At 37.5% G+C, this 17943-nt stretch carries 14 protein-coding genes; all 14 read left to right on the top strand.

Annotation, left to right across the window (positions count from 1 at the left end; all coding sequences use genetic code 11):
* Positions 1-17 precede the first annotated feature (17 nt).
* Positions 18-1727, top strand: coding sequence for a proline--tRNA ligase (locus JUD45_RS01935; RefSeq protein WP_054608230.1), 1710 nt, complete (start codon positions 18-20; stop codon positions 1725-1727).
* A gap of 58 nt (positions 1728-1785) precedes the next feature.
* Positions 1786-6111 carry a PolC-type DNA polymerase III gene (locus JUD45_RS01930; protein WP_236018468.1) on the top strand — a complete coding sequence of 1442 codons (4326 nt, stop codon included), beginning with the start codon at positions 1786-1788 and terminating at the stop codon, positions 6109-6111.
* 115 nt (positions 6112-6226) lie between these two features.
* Complete coding sequence (rimP, locus tag JUD45_RS01925; protein ID WP_034531677.1) at positions 6227-6700, top strand: ribosome maturation factor RimP; 474 nt, start codon at positions 6227-6229, stop codon at positions 6698-6700.
* Positions 6701-6719: 19 nt separating this feature from the next.
* Entirely contained in the window at positions 6720-7808 is a 1089-nt protein-coding gene (gene nusA / locus JUD45_RS01920; protein ID WP_053792782.1) for a transcription termination factor NusA, read from the top strand.
* A gap of 26 nt (positions 7809-7834) precedes the next feature.
* Positions 7835-8134, top strand: coding sequence for an RNase P modulator RnpM (rnpM, locus tag JUD45_RS01915; protein WP_203619543.1), 300 nt, complete (start codon positions 7835-7837; stop codon positions 8132-8134).
* Positions 8124-8426, top strand: a complete 303-nt coding sequence (locus tag JUD45_RS01910) for a L7Ae/L30e/S12e/Gadd45 family ribosomal protein (protein ID WP_034531672.1) — start codon at positions 8124-8126, stop codon at positions 8424-8426. Before rnpM ends, JUD45_RS01910 begins: the two co-directional genes overlap by 11 nt.
* Positions 8427-8446: 20 nt before the next feature.
* Positions 8447-10687 carry a translation initiation factor IF-2 gene (infB, locus tag JUD45_RS01905; protein WP_187155335.1) on the top strand — a complete coding sequence of 747 codons (2241 nt, stop codon included), beginning with the start codon at positions 8447-8449 and terminating at the stop codon, positions 10685-10687.
* Positions 10688-10701: 14 nt separating this feature from the next.
* On the top strand, positions 10702-11055 hold the full coding sequence (rbfA, locus tag JUD45_RS01900) for a 30S ribosome-binding factor RbfA (RefSeq protein ID WP_041152352.1): 354 nt from the start codon (positions 10702-10704) through the stop codon (positions 11053-11055).
* 115 nt (positions 11056-11170) lie between these two features.
* A complete protein-coding gene (truB, locus tag JUD45_RS01895; RefSeq protein ID WP_138727111.1) occupies positions 11171-12082 on the top strand; it encodes a tRNA pseudouridine(55) synthase TruB in 912 nt (303 codons plus the stop codon).
* A gap of 17 nt (positions 12083-12099) precedes the next feature.
* Positions 12100-13038, top strand: a complete 939-nt coding sequence (gene ribF / locus JUD45_RS01890) for a riboflavin biosynthesis protein RibF (RefSeq protein ID WP_138727112.1) — start codon at positions 12100-12102, stop codon at positions 13036-13038.
* Positions 13039-13142: 104 nt separating this feature from the next.
* Entirely contained in the window at positions 13143-14183 is a 1041-nt protein-coding gene (gene hrcA, locus JUD45_RS01885; RefSeq protein ID WP_041152349.1) for a heat-inducible transcriptional repressor HrcA, read from the top strand.
* 14 nt (positions 14184-14197) lie between these two features.
* The gene (gene grpE, locus JUD45_RS01880) at positions 14198-14770 is read left to right on the top strand and encodes a nucleotide exchange factor GrpE (RefSeq protein ID WP_171819660.1); all 573 of its coding nucleotides are present in this window, start codon (positions 14198-14200) and stop codon (positions 14768-14770) included.
* A 25-nt stretch (positions 14771-14795) separates the two neighbouring features.
* On the top strand, positions 14796-16655 hold the full coding sequence (gene dnaK / locus JUD45_RS01875; protein WP_034531659.1) for a molecular chaperone DnaK: 1860 nt from the start codon (positions 14796-14798) through the stop codon (positions 16653-16655).
* Positions 16656-16737: 82 nt separating this feature from the next.
* A complete protein-coding gene (gene dnaJ, locus JUD45_RS01870) occupies positions 16738-17895 on the top strand; it encodes a molecular chaperone DnaJ (protein ID WP_203619542.1) in 1158 nt (385 codons plus the stop codon).
* Positions 17896-17943: the final 48 nt, after the last annotated feature.

Below are 17943 nucleotides of genomic sequence, written 5' to 3'. Positions count from 1 at the left end.
TATTTAAGGAGATTTTTATGAAGCAATCAAAAATGTTAATCCCAACGCTAAAAGAAGCACCTAAAGGTGCTGAAGCTCTTAGTCATAAGTTAATGTTAAGAGCTGGATACATTAAGCAAATTTCAGCAGGGATGTACGCTTACTTACCTTTGGCATACAAAGTAATTTCAAAAATTGAAAACATCATTCGTAAAGAAATGGACGAAATCGATGCGAATGAAACTCTTATGCCGGCAGTATTACCTGCAGAGCTTTGGGAAAAATCAGGAAGATTACAAACTTATGGTCCAGCTTTATTTAAACTAAAGAACAGACATGATACTGATTTCATTCTGGGACCAACTCACGAAGAAACTTACACAGAAATAATTCGTGATTCAGTTAAGTCATATAAAAAACTTCCTTTAGTGTTATACCAAATTCAACCAAAATATAGAGATGAAGAACGTCCAAGAAACGGTTTACTACGTGGACGTGAATTTATCATGAAAGATGGATACTCATTCTCAATTGATGATGCTGACCTAGATCGTATCTATAACCAAATGGAAGATGCTTATCGTAAGATTTTCGACCAAGTTGGTTTAGATTACCGTACTATCATTGGTGATGGTGGAGCTATGGGTGGTTCAGACTCAATTGAATTCTCAGCCCCAGCTGCCGTTGGTGAAGACACAATCGTTTACTCAGACGATAGCGAATATGCTGCTAACCTTGAAATGGCTAAGAGCATGTACGTACCTGAAAAGTCTAACGAAACTCAAAAAGACTTAGAAAAGATTAGTACTCCAAACGTAAAATCAATCGAAGATGATGTTGAATTATTAGACACAGATGCTTCAAATGTTATTAAGAGTGTTCTATTCATTGCTGACGAAAAACCGGTTATGGTTTTAGTTAGAGGTGATCACGAAGTTAACGACGTTAAGGTTAAGGGTCAACTTGGTGCTTCATTCTTTGACTTGGCAAATGATGAACAAATTAAAGAATTTACTAATACATCAAGAGGATACGTTGGTCCATTTAACCTAGATGAATCTGTTACTGTATTAGCAGATAACTACGTTAAAGATATGACTAATGCATTTGCTGGTGCTAACGAAGATGGTTACCACTTTGCTAACGTTAACCCAGAACGTGACTTTGAAAATGTTACTTACGGGGACTTTAGAGAAGTTGAAGAAGGCGAAATCTCACCAGACGGTTCTGGTGTATTGAAGTTCACTCGTGGTATTGAAATTGCTCATATCTTCAAGCTAGGAACTAGATATTCAAAGGACTTAGATGCAAACGTCTTGGATGAAAATGGTCGTCAAAAACCAGTTGTAATGGGTTGTTACGGTATCGGTATTAGTAGATTACTAACTGCTATTGCTGAACAACAAGCTGATGACAATGGTTTAATTTGGCCTAAGTCAATTTCACCATTTGATATTCACTTGATTCCTGTTAACACAAAGGATGAAACTCAAGTTAGTGTTGCTGATGGTATTGAAAAAGAACTTAAGGATGAAGGCTTTGATGTTTTAACTGATGACAGAAAAGAAAGAGCCGGAGTTAAGTTTGCTGATTCAGATCTAATTGGATTACCAATCAGAGTTACTGTTGGTAAGAAGGCTAGTGAAGGAATCGTAGAAATTAAGATTAGAAAAACTGGCGAAACTGTTGAAGTTAAGCAAGAAGAAGTTGTTAACACTGTAAAAATCTTACTTAAAGATTTGAAATAAAAAAGGGTCAGTTGAAGAGACTGACCTTTTTTAGCTGACTTAGGATGGAGGTATTAGATTGTCTAACCAAGAAGAATTATTTACAAAATTATTGAATCAATTACAGTTAAAAGACCAAATTGATTCCGATAATTTTAAAGGCGGTCAGATTGAGAAGATTGATATCCACAAACGTTCCAAAATTTGGGAATTCCACCTTACACTTCCACGAATTTTAGATTACGAAGTCTTCTTGGATTTTTATAGTCGTATGCAAGCGACTTTTGATGAAATCGCTACTACTAAAATTAATATCAAAGCAAACGACAATCAATTTGATAACAAGCAGTTAGGCAATTACTGGGAATGGATTGTTAAACATGCTGATATCACTGATGCCATTAAAAATGAACTATTAAGACGTGATGCACCAAAGATTGTTGATAATAAAATCGAGCTTAGTGCTGATAACGAAATCGTTAAGAACTTTCTTGTGGATAAAGCGGTTAGTCCAATTGAAGATTTGTATGAACGTTTAGGTTTTCCACACTTTACTATTTCTGTTTTTGTTGATGAAACTGCTTCTCAAGAAAAAATCAAAGATTTTAAAGCCGAAAAAGAAAAGAAGGATGCTGAGCTAGCTCAAAAGGCGATGCAAGCAATCCAAGAATCATCAGCTAAACGCCAAAAGAACTCAAAGAATGCAGTTCCAAAGGGTAAAGTACAAATTGGTAAGAAAATTAAGGATGACCTAGAAGTTACTAAACTAGTTGATATTGTTCAAGAAGAAAAACTAGTGATTGTAAATGGTCACATCTTTAGTAAAGAAATTCGTTCATTAAGATCAGGTCGTCAATTGATGATCTTAAAGATTACCGATTATTCATCATCAATCGAAGTTAAGAAGTTCTCTAACAATGAAAATGATGAAGCTAACTTTGCCGCATTGCAAGAAGGTGACTGGATTAAGGTTCGTGGTGGTATCCAAGAAGATAACTACAGTCACGAATTAACATTGAATGCCTATGACATTAATCCATTGCACCATGAAGGTCGTCATGATGATGCAGATGAGAAACGTGTTGAGCTACATTTACACACTAAGATGAGCCAAATGGATGCAACAAACAGTATTGAAGAATACGTGGCTAGAGCTAAAGAATGGGGTCACCCGGCATTAGCAATTACCGATCACGCTGCTGTTCAAGGTTTTCCATTTGCCTATACCGCTGCACAAAAGAATGACATTAAGATGCTATATGGTGTTGAGGCAAATGTTGTAGACGATGGTGTGCCAATTACATTTAACGAAGATGACCGTGATTTAGCAGATGCTACTTATGTTGTCTTCGATATTGAAACAACTGGGCTATCTGCAATTTACGATAAAGTAATTGAAGTTTCAGCCGTTAGAATGCAACACAATAATGTCTTAGACCAATTTGAAGAATTTATTGATCCTGGTTTCCACTTGTCAGACTTTACAACTGAACTTACATCAATTACTGATGATATGGTTAGAGGTTCAAAGTCTGAAGAAGAAGTCTTTAAGCTATTCAGAGAATTCTGTGGTGACTCAATTGTTGTAGGTCACAATGTTACTTTCGATGTTGGCTTTATGAATGTTGGTTATCAAAGATATGGGATGGAAGAAATCCAAAACCCAATCATTGATACATTACCATTGGCAAGATTCTTATATCCAAACTACAAGAGCTATCGTTTGAATACATTAGCTAAGAAGTTTGATGTTGCTTTGGAACACCATCACCGTGCTGTATACGATGCCGAAACAACAGGTCACTTGAATTACTTGTTCATCAAGGATGCCGAAGAACGTTACAACATTACCAAGGTAAATCAACTAAATGAACACATGTCTGATAACGATGCATACAAACATGCTCGTCCATTCCATGCCATCTTGATGGCTCAAACACAAGCCGGATTAAAGAACATGTTCAAGTTGGTATCATTATCCAATGTTGAATACTTCTACAGAGTGCCTAGAATTCCACGAAGCGTGCTTGAAAAGTACCGTGAAGGAATCCTGGTTGGCTCTGCCTGTGCAAACGGTGAAGTATTCACCGCAATGCTACAAAAGGGTAAGGAAGAAGCGAAGAAAAAGGCTGAATTCTATGATTACCTAGAAGTCCAACCAAGTGCTGCTTACCAACCAATGATTGATTCAGAATTAATTCACGGTAAGAAGCATTTACAAGAACTAGTACAAAACATGGTTGATATGGGTCACGAAATGGATAAACCAGTTGTTGCAACTGGAGATGTTCATTACATGGATCCACAAGATTATATTTACCGTAAGATTTTGATTCATTCACAAGGTGGGGCTAACCCATTAAACAGACAAGAATTACCTAAGGTGCCATTCTTAACCACAGACGAAATGTTGAATGATTTTGAATACTTAGGAGAAGATGTCAGCAAGGAAATCGTTGTTGATAATACCCAAAAGATTGCCAACATGGTTGATGATGGAATTCATCCGGTCTTAGATCGACTATACACACCACACATGAAGGGTGCCGAAGATGAAATCAGAAACTCAACAATGGATATGGCCCATAAACTTTATGGTGATCCACTACCTGAATTAATTCAGGCACGTTTGGACCGTGAGTTGAAGAGTATTATCGGTAACGGATTCTCAGTTATTTACTTAATCGCTAAGCGTCTTGTAGCAAAGAGTAACAAGGATGGATATCTGGTAGGTTCCCGTGGTTCTGTTGGTTCCAGTTTAGTAGCCACAATGGCGGGGATTACTGAAGTTAATCCATTGCCACCTCACTATCGCTGTCCAAACTGTAAGTATTCTAAGTTCTTCACAAAGGGTGAATATGGTTCAGGATATGATTTACCACATGAGAATTGTCCAGAATGTGGAACATTAATGATTGGTGACGGTCATAATATTCCGTTCGAAACATTCCTTGGATTTAGTGGTAACAAGGTTCCAGATATTGATTTGAACTTCTCTGGTGACTATCAACCAATCGCCCATAACTACCTAAAGGTATTGTTCGGTGAAAATAATGTATACCGTGCCGGAACTATCGGTACGGTTGCCGATAAGACTGCTTATGGATACGTAAAGGCATACGAAAGAGATACTCAACAAACTATTCGCTCTGCTGAAATTGATCGTTTATCAAAGGGTGATACTGGTGTTAAGAGAACGACTGGACAACATCCTGCCGGAATTATCATTGTTCCAGACGATATGGATATCTTTGATTTCACACCAATCCAATATCCAGCTGATGATCAAAACGCGGCTTGGGAAACTACCCACTTTGATTTCCATTCTATCCATGACAACATCTTGAAGATGGATGTGCTGGGACATGATGACCCAACCATGATCAGAATGCTTCAAGATTTATCAGGTATCGATCCTCAATCAATTCCAATGGATGACCCTGGAGTTATGGGATTATTCTCCGGTACAGATACAATTGGTGTTACTCAAGACCAAATCCAATCAAAGACAGGGACACTAGGAATTCCTGAATTTGGTACTAAATTCGTTAGAGGGATGCTAGAACAAACTAATCCAGCAAACTTCTCACAACTACTACAAATTTCAGGTCTATCCCATGGTACCGATGTTTGGTTAGGAAACGCCGACGAATTAATAAAGGAAGGTAAAGCAACCATCGCCAACGTTATTGGTTGTCGTGATAACATCATGACCGACTTGATTAACTGGGGACTAGACTCAGAAACATCATTCCAAATCATGGAATACGTTCGTAAGGGGCGTGGAATTAAGGACGAATGGCAAAAGAAGATGCACGAAGCCAATATTCCACAATGGTACATTGATTCATGTCTAAAGATTAAGTACATGTTCCCACGTGCCCATGCGGCAGCCTACGTTTTAATGGCCCTACGTGTGGCTTACTTTAAGGTATACTTCCCATTGGTATACTACTGTGCATACTTCTCAGTTAGAGCCGATGACTTTGATATCGTTTCAATGTGTCATGGTAAGGATGCCGTTAAGGCCAAGATGAAAGAAATTAACGATCTTGGAAACGATGCATCTGCCAAGGATAAGAACCTATTAACTGTTCTAGAATTAGCAAACGAAATGATTGAAAGAGGTTTCGAATTCGAAATGGTTGATTTAAATCGTTCCGATGCCGAACAATGGTTAATTGATGGTAACAAGTTAATCGCACCATTTAGAGCCATTCCTGGACTTGGTTTAAACGTTGCTAAACAAATCGTTGCAGCGCGTGAAGATAAAGAATTTATCTCTAAAGAAGACTTATCCAAACGTGGAAAGGTTTCTAAGAAGTTAATCGAATTTATGACAGAAAACCATATCATTGATAACTTACCTGATGAAAACCAATTAAGTTTATTTGATATGATGTAGTATGTATTGAACAATCTCAGATAGTATGGTATGATACATTATGATTTATATCTGAGAGAAAGGAGTGAGCAGAAATGCTCGCTCTTTTTATTGGATTTTTTTAGGAGGCGTATCATTGAGCGAAGTTACAGAAGTGGTAAAAGAAGTAGTAACTCCAATTCTAGATAGTCATGACTTTTATTTATATGACATCGAATTTGTAAAAGAAAGCAAGAATTGGTATTTAAGGGTTTATGTCGATAAGGACGGCGGTATCAATATTGAAGACTGTGCGTTAGTATCTGACGAACTAAGTGAAAAATTAGATTCAATGGATCCGGATCCAATTCCACAAGCTTACTTTCTAGAAGTCTCATCTCCAGGAGCTGAAAGACCTCTAAAGAAACCAGAAGATTATGAAAAAGCTGTTAATGAATACATTCATGTTTCATTGTATGCACCAATTAACGGTGAAAAAGTCTACGAAGGGACTTTAAAAGAATTAAGCGAAGATGAATTAGTTTTGACTGTTAATTTAAAAGGTCGAATTAAGGATCTAACAATACCAAGAAAATCAATTGCCAAAGCAAGATTAGCAATTAAATTTTAGCTAAGGGAGACAATCAAAAATGAGTAAAGAACTTTTAGGTGCACTAGATGCCCTAGAAAACGACAAAGGGATTTCTAAAGAAACTGTTATCGATGCTTTAGAAGCTGCATTAACTTCAGCATACAAGAGAAACTACAACCAAGCACAAAACGTTGAAGTTGCTTTTGACGACAAGAAGGGTAACATCCATGTTTATGCTGTTAAGACTGTTGTTGAAGATGTAGTTGACCCAAGACTAGAATGCAGTCTATCAGATGCATTACAATTAAACCGTGGTTACGAATTAGGTGACGAAATTAAGTTTGAAGTTACTCCTAAGAACTTTGGTAGAATTGCTGCTCAAACTGCAAAGCAAGTTATCATGCAAAGAGTTAGAGAAGCTGAAAGAACTATCGTTTACAACAAGTACAGCAAGTACCAAGACGAACTAATCACTGGTGAAATTGAACGCCAAGATGATCGTTTTGTATATGTTGATTTAGGCAAGGTTGAAGCAGTTATGCCTAAGAACGACCAAATGCCAAATGAAACATACAGACCACAAGACAGAATCAAGGTTTACGTTAACCGTGTTGAAGACGCTACTAAGGGTCCTCAAATCTTCGTTAGTCGTACCGCTCCTGGTTTATTAAAACGACTATTTGAAGAAGAAGTTCCTGAAATTTACGATGGAACTGTTGAAGTCGTATCAATCGCTAGAGAAGCCGGAGACCGTGCTAAGGTAGCCGTTAGATCTAACAATGATGATATTGACCCAGTTGGTACAACTGTTGGACCAAGAGGTCAACGTGTTCAAACTATCGTTAACGAATTAGGTGGCGAAAACATGGACATCGTTCAATGGACTGAAGATCCTGCCGAATTCATTGCTAATTCATTAAACCCATCAGAAGTAGTTGATGTTATCTTTGATGAAGAAAATGAACGTGCATGTACAGTTATCGTACCAGACTACCAACTATCATTAGCAATTGGTAAGCGTGGACAAAACGCACGTCTAGCTGCTAAGTTAACTGGTTACAAGATTGATATCAAATCTGAATCAGAAGCTGATGGCCTAACTGAAGACGTCCAAGAAGATAGTGACGACGCAATAGATAACGAATAATAACAAGTTTAAGGAGTGTTAATTCAATGAGAACAAGAAAAATTCCAATGAGAAAAGATATTGTTACTGGTGAAATGGCTCCCAAGAAAGATTTAGTTAGAATCGTTAAGGACAAAGAAAATAACGTTACTATCGATGAAACTGGAAAAAAATCAGGTAGAGGGGCATACGTTTCAATTGACGTAAAAGTTGCACAAAAAGCCAAGGATGAAAAGAAACTAAACGAAGTATTTTCAGTTGACTTAAGTGATGAATTTTACGATGATTTAATTGCTTACGTAGACCACAAACAAGCCAGAAAAGAACTTTTCAAAAATGACAAATAAAGAACAAATATTAAACTTTATTGGTTTAGCAAAGCGAGCCGGAAAGATAACTACTGGTGAAGACATATTGCTCAACGCAATCAAGAAGAATAAAATTAAATTTCTGATTATCGCTACTGACTCTGGAAAAGCCAGCTTGAAGAAATTTACAGATAAGGCAAATTCATATAACATTCCTACCAATCAAATGTTTACTAAAGTAGAGATAAGTGATGCAATTGGGATGCCGCGGACCATTATTGGGATCGCAGACAATGGATTTGCCAAACGTTTGAAAGAAATGACAAATTAATTGTAAAGGAACGTGATGGTATGGGTAAGAAAAGAATTTATGAGTTATCTAAAGAGATAAATGTAGCTAGTAAGACAATTATTGATGAAGCAAAGAAGAAGGGATATGACGTTAAAAATCATATGTCTGGTTTAGATGCTAACGAAGAAAAGGCTATCAGAGACCACTTTGCTCCAAAGAAAAAGCCGGTTAGTGCAACCAAACCAGCTAACAATAATTCTAAGAAACCTGCCGAAAAGCCACACAAGACTTTAAATAAAAATTCTAACAATAAGGCAAAGCAATCTATGAACAATAACAACAGTAATAACAGTAACAACACAAACAAACCAAACAACAATGGTTCTTCAAACTTCAAAAAGGGTGGTAAGAAGAACAAGAAGAAATTCAACAAGAAAAATAACCGTGGTAACAACAAGTTTGCTGGTATGTACACTAAGAACCAACGTATCAGACAAAACCACAAGAACAACAAAGCACCAGAAAGAAAAGAACGTCCATTGCCAGAAACATTGGTATACACAGTTGGTATGAACGCTCAAGAAATTGGTAAGATTATCCATAGAGAACCAGCTGAAATCGTTAAGAAGTTATTCCTATTAGGAGTAATGGTTAACCAAAACGTTTCATTGGATAAGGATACAATCGAACTTCTAGCTGCTGACTACGGTATTAAGGCTGAAGAAAAGGTTGAAGTAAATGTTTCTGACATCGATAAGATCTTCGAAGAAGAAGCAGAAAACACTGACTACCTAGAAGACCGTGCACCAGTTGTTACTATCATGGGACACGTTGACCATGGTAAGACAACATTATTGGATTACTTGAGAAACTCACACATCACTGCTGGTGAAGCTGGTGGAATTACTCAAGCAATCGGTGCCTACCAACTAGAAAGAAACGGTAAGGTTATCACATTCTTGGATACTCCAGGACATGCTGCCTTTACTGCTATGCGTGCTCGTGGTGCTGATATCACTGATATCACAATCCTAGTTGTTGCCGCAGATGATGGTGTTATGCCACAAACAATTGAAGCTATCGACCATGCTAAGGCCGCTAAGACTCCAATTATCGTTGCAATTAACAAGATTGATAAACCAGGTGCAAACCCTAACCATGTTATCGAACAACTAGCAAGTTACGAATTAATCCCAGAAGACTGGGGTGGAGACACTATCTTTGTTGAACTATCAGCTAAGATGGGTACCAACGTTGATGAATTACTAGACATGATTCTTCTACAATCAGACGTGATGGAATTAAAGGCTAACCCTAAGCAACATGCTGCCGGTTCAGTTATTGAAGCTCGTCTAGATCGTGGTAGAGGTCCAGTTGCAACATTACTTGTTCAACAAGGTACTATGCATGTCGGTGACCCAATCGTAGTTGGTGACACATTCGGTCGTGTTAGAACTATGACTAACGAAAAGGGTAAGGACTTAGATGGTGCTAAACCATCAACTCCTATCGAAATTACTGGTTTAAACGATGTTCCAGAAGCTGGTGACCGTTTCGTAGTATTCGATGATGAAAAGACTGCCCGTGCAGCTGGTGAAGAAAGAGCTAAAGAAGCTCAAATGGAAGAACGTAAGAAGAACAACAGTGTTACTTTGGATAACTTATTCGAATCTCTAAAAGAAGGAGAAATGAAGGAAGTTGCCGTAATTATTAAGGCTGACGTTCAAGGTTCTGTTGAAGCACTTGCATCAAGTCTACAAAAGATTGATGTTGAAGGTGTTAAGGTTAACATCGTCCACAGTTCTGTAGGTGCAATTAACGAAAGTGATATTGCATTGGCTGAAGCAAGTAACGCTATCATCGTTGGATTTAACGTTCGTGCTACTCCACAAGCTAAGGCTCAAGCTGAAACTGATAACGTTGACATTCGTCTACACCAAGTTATCTACGATGCTATTGATGAAGTAGAATCAGCTATGAAGGGTATGCTAGCACCTAAGTACAAAGAAGAAGTTACTGGTGAAGTTGAAGTAAGACAACTTTACAAAGCTTCTAAGATTGGTACAATTGCAGGTGGAATGGTTACCGATGGTGTAATTAAACGTGATAGTAAGATTCGTTTAATTCGTGATAACGTTGTTATCTACAATGGTGAACTAAATAGTTTGAAGCGTTTCAAAGATGATGCTAAGGAAGTTAAGCAAGGATTTGAATGTGGACTTACTATTGAAAACTACAATGACATCAAGGAAGGTGACGTTGTAGAAGCCTACGAAATGAAAGAAGTTCCTGCTAAGTAAAGGAGTGAATTGATATGGCTCAATACAGAGTTGGAAGACTAGAACAAGAAATTCAAAAAGAAGTTAATGACATCTTATTAAAGCGTGTGAGAGATCCACGAGTTCAAGGTGTAACTATCACAGGTGTTGATGTAACTGGTGACTTACAACAAGCTACTATTTACTACAGCATTCTATCTGATAACGATAATGATGAAGAAACTACCCAAAAAGGTTTGGATAAGGCAACATCATTAATCAGAGGTGAATTAGGTTCTCGTTTGAGCATCTACCGTACACCTGAATTAACATTTAAATTGGATGAATCAATTCAATATGGAAGTAAGATTGATCAATTAATCAACAAGTTAAAACGAGAAGATCGTTAATAAAAAAGAACCCGTAACTTATGTTATGGGTTCTTTTTTGTTTGCTCTGATTTAGTGAAAAAAGGCGTCTATGATATAATTTAAGATATAAATAAGATTTGAGGAGTCGTGTAATATGGACGGAATTATCCCATTATATAAAGAAAAGGGTATGACCAGTTTTGCCTGCGTTAGTCAATTACGAGGTATTTTAAAAATGAAACGAATTGGTCACAGTGGAACACTAGATCCAAACGTACAAGGAGTTTTACCAATCTGTCTTGGTAAGGGTACTAAGCTAGTTGAATATCTAATGAAATCAGGAAAGGTATATCAGGGAAGCATTACCTTAGGTTTCGATACCACTACCGAAGATTTAGACGGTGAAGTAGTTAGCACTAAGCCACTAGAAAAACCACTAACAGACGATGAAATTGATGAACTACTTAACAGTTTTGTTTCTGAAGATTTAATTCAGATTCCACCAATGTATTCAGCTGTGAAGGTGAATGGAAAAAGACTTTATGAATATGCAAGAAATGGTGAAGAAGTAGAACGTCCAGAAAGACACGTTCAAATTCATTATTTCAAACAAATTAAAGACAGCGTTTATGATGAAGACAAAAAACAACAAACTATCTTCTTTGAAGTTGGTTGTGGTAAGGGAACATATGTAAGAACACTTGCTGTGGACTTTGGTAAAAAGATTGATATGCCAGCCGTAATGTCTAGTTTGACTAGAATTAAGAGTGGTGGTTTTACCATTGAAGATACTTTTAAGATTAGCGACGTAAAATCAGCCGTAGAAAATGGCACTATCGATGATATCGTCAAATCAATTGATTACGCATTGACAGACTTTAAGCACATCGAACTAAATGAAAGCCAATGGAAAATTGTCCAAAATGGTGGTTTCTTGGATTCAGGTGTTTTAGGTATAAATGACGATAAATGTGTGTTAACGTTTAACAACGAAGTTAAGGCTTTGTACTTCTTTGACGAAAACAAACAAATTTACAAACCAGAAAAAATGTTTAGCAATCAATAATCGAAAGGCATGAAATTATGGAAATAATCAAATTACATCATCCATTGAGTTCTGATTTTCATCAATCAGAAAAGCTAGTTTTAGCGATGGGATACTTCGATGGAATTCACTTAGGCCATCAAAAGGTATTGGAAAAAGCGCGCGATATTGCCATGCAAAAGAACCTACCTTTGGCAGTATTAACTTATGACCATAAACCTGCTGTAGTTTATAAGCAATTATCACCTCATGACAGAAGAAACATCATCATGCCGGAAAGTAAAAATGAAATGTTTGAATCATTGGGTGTTAATAAAGTGTTCGTTGTTAACTACAGTTTTAGTTTTCAAAACCAAACACCACAAGAATTTGTTGATAACTACCTTGTTAGATTTAATGCTGACACCGTGGTAGCCGGTACAGATCATACCTATGGTGCCAAGGATGCGACAATGGATTTACTACCAAACTATGCGAAGAATCGATTTGATGTGGTTTCCGTTGATTTAGCTGATTACCACTTGGAAAAAATCAGTTCAACTAGAATTAGAAAGAATTTAGATGAAGGACACATTCAAACAGTTAACCATTTGATGGGTAGACCATTTCAAACTGGTGGAACCGTTGTCCACGGATTTGCTCGCGGTCGTGAATTAGGTTATCCAACTGCTAACATCGAACATGATGAATTACAATGGCTACCCACTATCGGTGTCTACGTAGTTGATGTCTTTATTGGTGACAAGAAGTTTCATGGGATGGCCTCAATTGGGAGAAACGTAACCTTTGGTGATAAGAACCCAATTACAGTTGAAATTAATATTTTAGACTTTAATGACAATATATATGGAGAAGTATTAAAGGTAGATTGGCTATACCGCATTCGTGGTGAAGTGAAGTTCGAAGGGATTGATAAACTAATTAAGCAGCTTCAATCCGACGAAGATTTTACCCGTCAATATTTCGAAAATAACTAGTCTTTTTCTTGACTTATATAGATGGCTTTGGTAAATTAATAATTGTGGTTAGCACTTAATACAGAAGACTGCTAAAGGTGCTAATCGATAAGGAGTGATCGGGTATGCTTACTGAAAGAGAAAAAATGATTTTGAAAATCATCGTCAATGATTACACAAAATCAGGTGTTCCTGTTGGTTCAAAGGCATTATCCAGTCAATTACCAATACATGTCAGTTCAGCAACCGTAAGAAATGAAATGGCATTTCTAGAAGAAATTGGTTTAATTACCAAAAATCATTCTTCATCGGGACGTGTTCCATCAATCGAAGGTTATCGCTACTACGTTGATAACTTGTTAAATCCAAATCCAATTGATAACAGTGATATGATGATTATTCAAAATTCACTATCAGGGAGATTTAGACAAATTGATGAAATCGTTCAACAATCAGCTGACATTCTATCTAACTTAACAAATTACACTGCATTGACTTTAAAGCCGGAACAAGAAACAACTCCCATTTTGGGGAGCTTTCGTTTAGTTCCACTTGGCAATCATAAAGTGATGGCAATTCTAATTACTGATAATGATGAAGTTGTTAACCAAGTTTTCCATATTGATGGTGACTTGGGCGGTGACAAGTTAGATGCCGTTGTCAGAATGATAAATGACAAGTTAGCAGGGAAGCCTTTAGACGAAGTTATCACTAAGTTGAAGACAGAAATCGTACCTGAAATTCTTAAGTACGTGAAGAACCCTGATAGCTTAGTTCAAACTCTTGATGATGTTTTGATGCAAGCTTCTACTAATCAGTTTTATATCGGTGGTGAATTGAATCTATTGAGTTTTACTGATAATAATGACATCAGTTATCTAAAGCCAATTTACTCATTGTTAAATGATACTGATGATGCTGCGAAGTTCATCAAGAGTTCTGATAATTCGATTTCCGTTCAAATTGGACCGGAATTAAGCAATGATCTATTAAAGGATTACAGTATTATTACTGGTTCCTATGATGTTGGACCATATGGGAAAGGTGTTATCGCCGTTCTTGGTCCTACTAGGATGCCATATTCGAGAGTAATTGGAATCGTTGATGGATTTAGAAATGAATTATCAAAGAAACTGAGAAATTATTATGATAAATATAATCAGTAAAAGGAGGCATTCATTTGGCTAGCAAGAAGGATGATGAAAAAGACCTAGAAAAAGCAACTTCAAAAAAAGAAGCTGCTAAGGACAAAGGCGCCGACAAAAAGAAGGACGCTAAGAAAGATAAAAAGGATTCATTAGAAAAGCAAGTTGAAGAACTTCAACAACAAGTTGAAGATTTCTCTGACAAGTATCTTCGTGCTGAAGCAGAAATGCAAAACATGCAAACACGATTCAAGCGTGAACGTGCAGATATCTACAAGTATGATGGTCAAAAACTAGCAACTAGTATCTTACCTGCAATGGATAACTTGGAACGTGCTTTGGGTGTTGAGGTTTCAGATGATAGTGGAAAGCAATTAAAACAAGGTGTTGAACTTGTTCTAAAGCATTTCAACAAAGCGTTATCTGAAAATGGCATTGAAGAAATTGATGTCTTAAACAAACCATTTGACCCAAGCGAGTGTCAAGCGGTTCAAACAGTTCCTGCAGATGATGATCATCCAGCAGATACTGTTGTAGAAATTTTACAAAAAGGCTACAAACTAGCTGATCGTGTTATTCGACCATGCATGGTTGTAGTTGCTCAATAAAAAATAATCAAGGAGATAATAAATTATGGCAAGTAATAAAATTATCGGTATCGATTTAGGTACTACTAACTCAGCTGTTGCTGTTCTTGAAGGTAAAGAACCAAAAATCATTACTAACCCAGAAGGTTCACGTACAACTCCATCTGTTGTTGCATTTAAAGATGGCGAACCACAAGTTGGTGAAGTTGCTAAGCGTCAAATGATCACTAACCCAAACACCATCGCTTCAATTAAGAGTCACATGGGTGAAGAAGGTTACACTGTAGATGTTGATGGTAAGAAGTACACTCCACAACAAATCTCAGCAATGATCCTACAATACATCAAGGGATTCGCTGAAGACTACTTAGGTGACACTGTTAGCGAAGCCGTTATCACTGTTCCTGCATACTTCAATGACTCACAAAGACAAGCAACTAAGGATGCTGGTAAGATTGCTGGTTTAGATGTAAAACGTATCATCAACGAACCAACTGCTGCATCATTAGCTTACGGTCTAGACAAGCAAGACAAAGACGAAAAAGTCCTTGTATATGACCTTGGTGGTGGTACTTTTGATGTTTCCGTTCTTGAATTAGGTGACGGTGTATTCCAAGTACTATCAACTAATGGTGATACTCACTTAGGTGGGGATGACTTTGATAAGAGAGTTATGGACTACCTAGTAGAACAATTTAAGAATGAAAATGGCATCGACTTATCACAAGACAAGATGGCATTACAAAGACTAAAGGATGCTGCTGAAAAGGCTAAGAAGGATCTATCAGGTGTTTCTGAAACTGAAATCAGTCTTCCATTCATCTCATCAGGTGAAAATGGTCCACTTCACTTACAAACTACACTATCACGTGCTAAGTTTAACGAATTAACTTCTGACTTAGTTGACAAGACTAAGGTTGCTTTTGACAACGCCCTAAAGGATGCTGGTCTAAGCACTTCAGATATTGATGAAGTTATCCTAAATGGTGGTTCAACTCGTATCCCAGCCGTTCAAGAAGCTGTTAAGAGCTGGACTGGTAAGGAACCAAACCACTCAATCAACCCTGACGAAGCCGTTGCTTTAGGTGCCGCTGTTCAAGGTGGTGTTCTAACTGGTGATGTTAAAGACGTTGTATTACTTGATGTTACTCCATTATCATTAGGTATCGAAACTATGGGTGGTGTGTTCACTAAGTTAATCGATAGAAACACAACTATCCCAACTTCTAAGTCACAAGTATTCTCAACTGCCGCTGATAACCAACCAGCCGTAGATATTCACGTACTACAAGGTGAACGTCCAATGGCAGCTGACAACAAGACTTTAGGTCAATTCCAATTAACTGACATTCCTGCTGCACCTCGTGGTGTTCCTCAAATCGAAGTTAAGTTTGATATCGATAAGAATGGTATCGTAAACGTTTCTGCTAAGGATAAAGGTACTGGTAAGGAACAAAAGATTACCATTAAGGATTCAAACGGTCTATCAGATGATGAAATCAACCGTATGATGGATGAAGCTAAGAAGAACGAAGAACAAGATAAGAAGCGTAAAGAAGAAGTTGATTTGAAGAACGAAGTAGATCAATTAATCTTCCAAACTGACAAGACTCTAAAGGATGTTGAAGGTAAGGTTTCTGAAGATGAAATCAAGAAGGCTAAAGAAGCTGAAGATGCATTGAAGAAGGCTAAAGAAGACAACAACTTAGACGAAATGAAGGCTAAGAAGGATGATTTGAGTCAACAAGTTCAAGCACTTGCTGTTAAGTTATACCAACAACAACAAGAACAAGGTTCAGATCAACAAGGTAACGCAAACGATTCATCAGACAACAAGGGTAAAGACGACAACACTGTTGACGGCGATTTCCATGAAGTTCATGATGATGACAAAAACAATAAGTAATTAGATTACTTTAAAAAGGGTCAAAGTCTGACTTGTTGGGCTTTGGCCTTTTATTTCAAAATGAAGGTTATGGGGGATAAAAATGGCAGATAAGGATTACTATTCAATTCTGGGAATATCAAAAGACGCCAGTCAAGATGACATTAAGCACGCTTACCGTAAAATGTCTAAGAAGTATCATCCTGATATCAACAAAGAACCCGGTGCTGAAAAGAAATTTAAGGAAATTAACGAAGCTTACGAAGTACTAAGTGATGAACAAAAACGTAGTAACTACGACCAATTTGGTTCAGCTGATGGCCCTGCCGGTGGATTCGGCGGAGGTGCCGGAGGCTTCGGTGGCGGAGCTGGAGGCTTCTCTGGTTTCGGTGGCGGCGGCTTCGACGACATTTTCAGCCAATTCTTTGGTGGTGGAGCAAGAGGTGCTCAAAGAGATCCAAATGCTCCAGTTAAGGGTCGTGATCTTCAATACCAAATGACAATCAATTTTGAAGATGCCGTTTTCGGTAAGAAGACTACTATCAGATATGATCGTGAAGCTAAATGTGATACCTGTGATGGTTCAGGTGCAAAGCCAGGAACCAATCCAGAAACTTGTCACCAATGTAACGGTAGTGGTTACGTAACATCAGTTCAAAATACACCATTAGGTCAAATGCAAACTCAACATCCATGTCCTACTTGTGGTGGAACTGGTAAAGAAATTAAGGACAAGTGTCCTAAGTGTGGTGGCTCAGGTCACATGCACGAAAGTCACAAGGTAGAAGTAAACATTCCTGCCGGTGTTGATGATGGACAACAAATGAGATTACAAGGCCAAGGTGAAGCCGGTGAAAACGGTGGACCTTACGGTGACTTGTTCATTGTATTTAGAGTAAAACCAAGTCGTGACTTTGAACGTGACGGCTCTGATTTGCATTACTCACAAAACATCTCATTTACTCAAGCTACTCTAGGTAGCACCATCAAGGTTAAGACCGTGTATGGTGATGTTGAAATGAAGGTTCCAGCCGGAACTCAATCAAACACTACCTTCAGATTAAGAGGTAAGGGAATGCCTAAGATTAACAGTAGTTCAAAAGGTGATGAACTAGTTACTGTTAAGATTGTCACTCCTAAGAGTTTAAACAAACAACAAAAACAAGCTCTAAAAGCTTTTGCTGAAGCATCTGGTGAAGAAGAATACAAAAATGGTGGATTCTTCGAAAAAATGAAAGATGCAATGAACGGCAAGAAATAAATTAAGGGTCGCTTATGCGACTCTTTTTTGTTACCTAAAAGAATTTTG

It is taken from the genome of Apilactobacillus nanyangensis, assembly GCF_016861915.1.
In the GTDB taxonomy this organism is placed as follows: Bacteria; Bacillota; Bacilli; order Lactobacillales; family Lactobacillaceae; genus Apilactobacillus; species Apilactobacillus nanyangensis.
This window is presented reverse-complemented; position numbering and strand designations above follow the sequence as displayed.

Bases quoted from the DNA above. Each gene is read 5' to 3' on its own strand.
- JUD45_RS01935 (WP_054608230.1), top strand. From the start codon at position 18: ATGAAGCAATCAAAAATGTTAATCCCAACGCTAAAAGAAGCACCTAAA.
- nusA (WP_053792782.1), top strand. From the start codon at position 6,720: ATGAGTAAAGAACTTTTAGGTGCACTAGATGCCCTAGAAAACGACAAA.
- rnpM (WP_203619543.1), top strand. From the start codon at position 7,835: ATGAGAACAAGAAAAATTCCAATGAGAAAAGATATTGTTACTGGTGAA.
- JUD45_RS01910 (WP_034531672.1), top strand. From the start codon at position 8,124: ATGACAAATAAAGAACAAATATTAAACTTTATTGGTTTAGCAAAGCGA.
- infB (WP_187155335.1), top strand. From the start codon at position 8,447: ATGGGTAAGAAAAGAATTTATGAGTTATCTAAAGAGATAAATGTAGCT.
- rbfA (WP_041152352.1), top strand. From the start codon at position 10,702: ATGGCTCAATACAGAGTTGGAAGACTAGAACAAGAAATTCAAAAAGAA.
- truB (WP_138727111.1), top strand. From the start codon at position 11,171: ATGGACGGAATTATCCCATTATATAAAGAAAAGGGTATGACCAGTTTT.
- ribF (WP_138727112.1), top strand. From the start codon at position 12,100: ATGGAAATAATCAAATTACATCATCCATTGAGTTCTGATTTTCATCAA.
- hrcA (WP_041152349.1), top strand. From the start codon at position 13,143: ATGCTTACTGAAAGAGAAAAAATGATTTTGAAAATCATCGTCAATGAT.
- dnaK (WP_034531659.1), top strand. From the start codon at position 14,796: ATGGCAAGTAATAAAATTATCGGTATCGATTTAGGTACTACTAACTCA.
- dnaJ (WP_203619542.1), top strand. From the start codon at position 16,738: ATGGCAGATAAGGATTACTATTCAATTCTGGGAATATCAAAAGACGCC.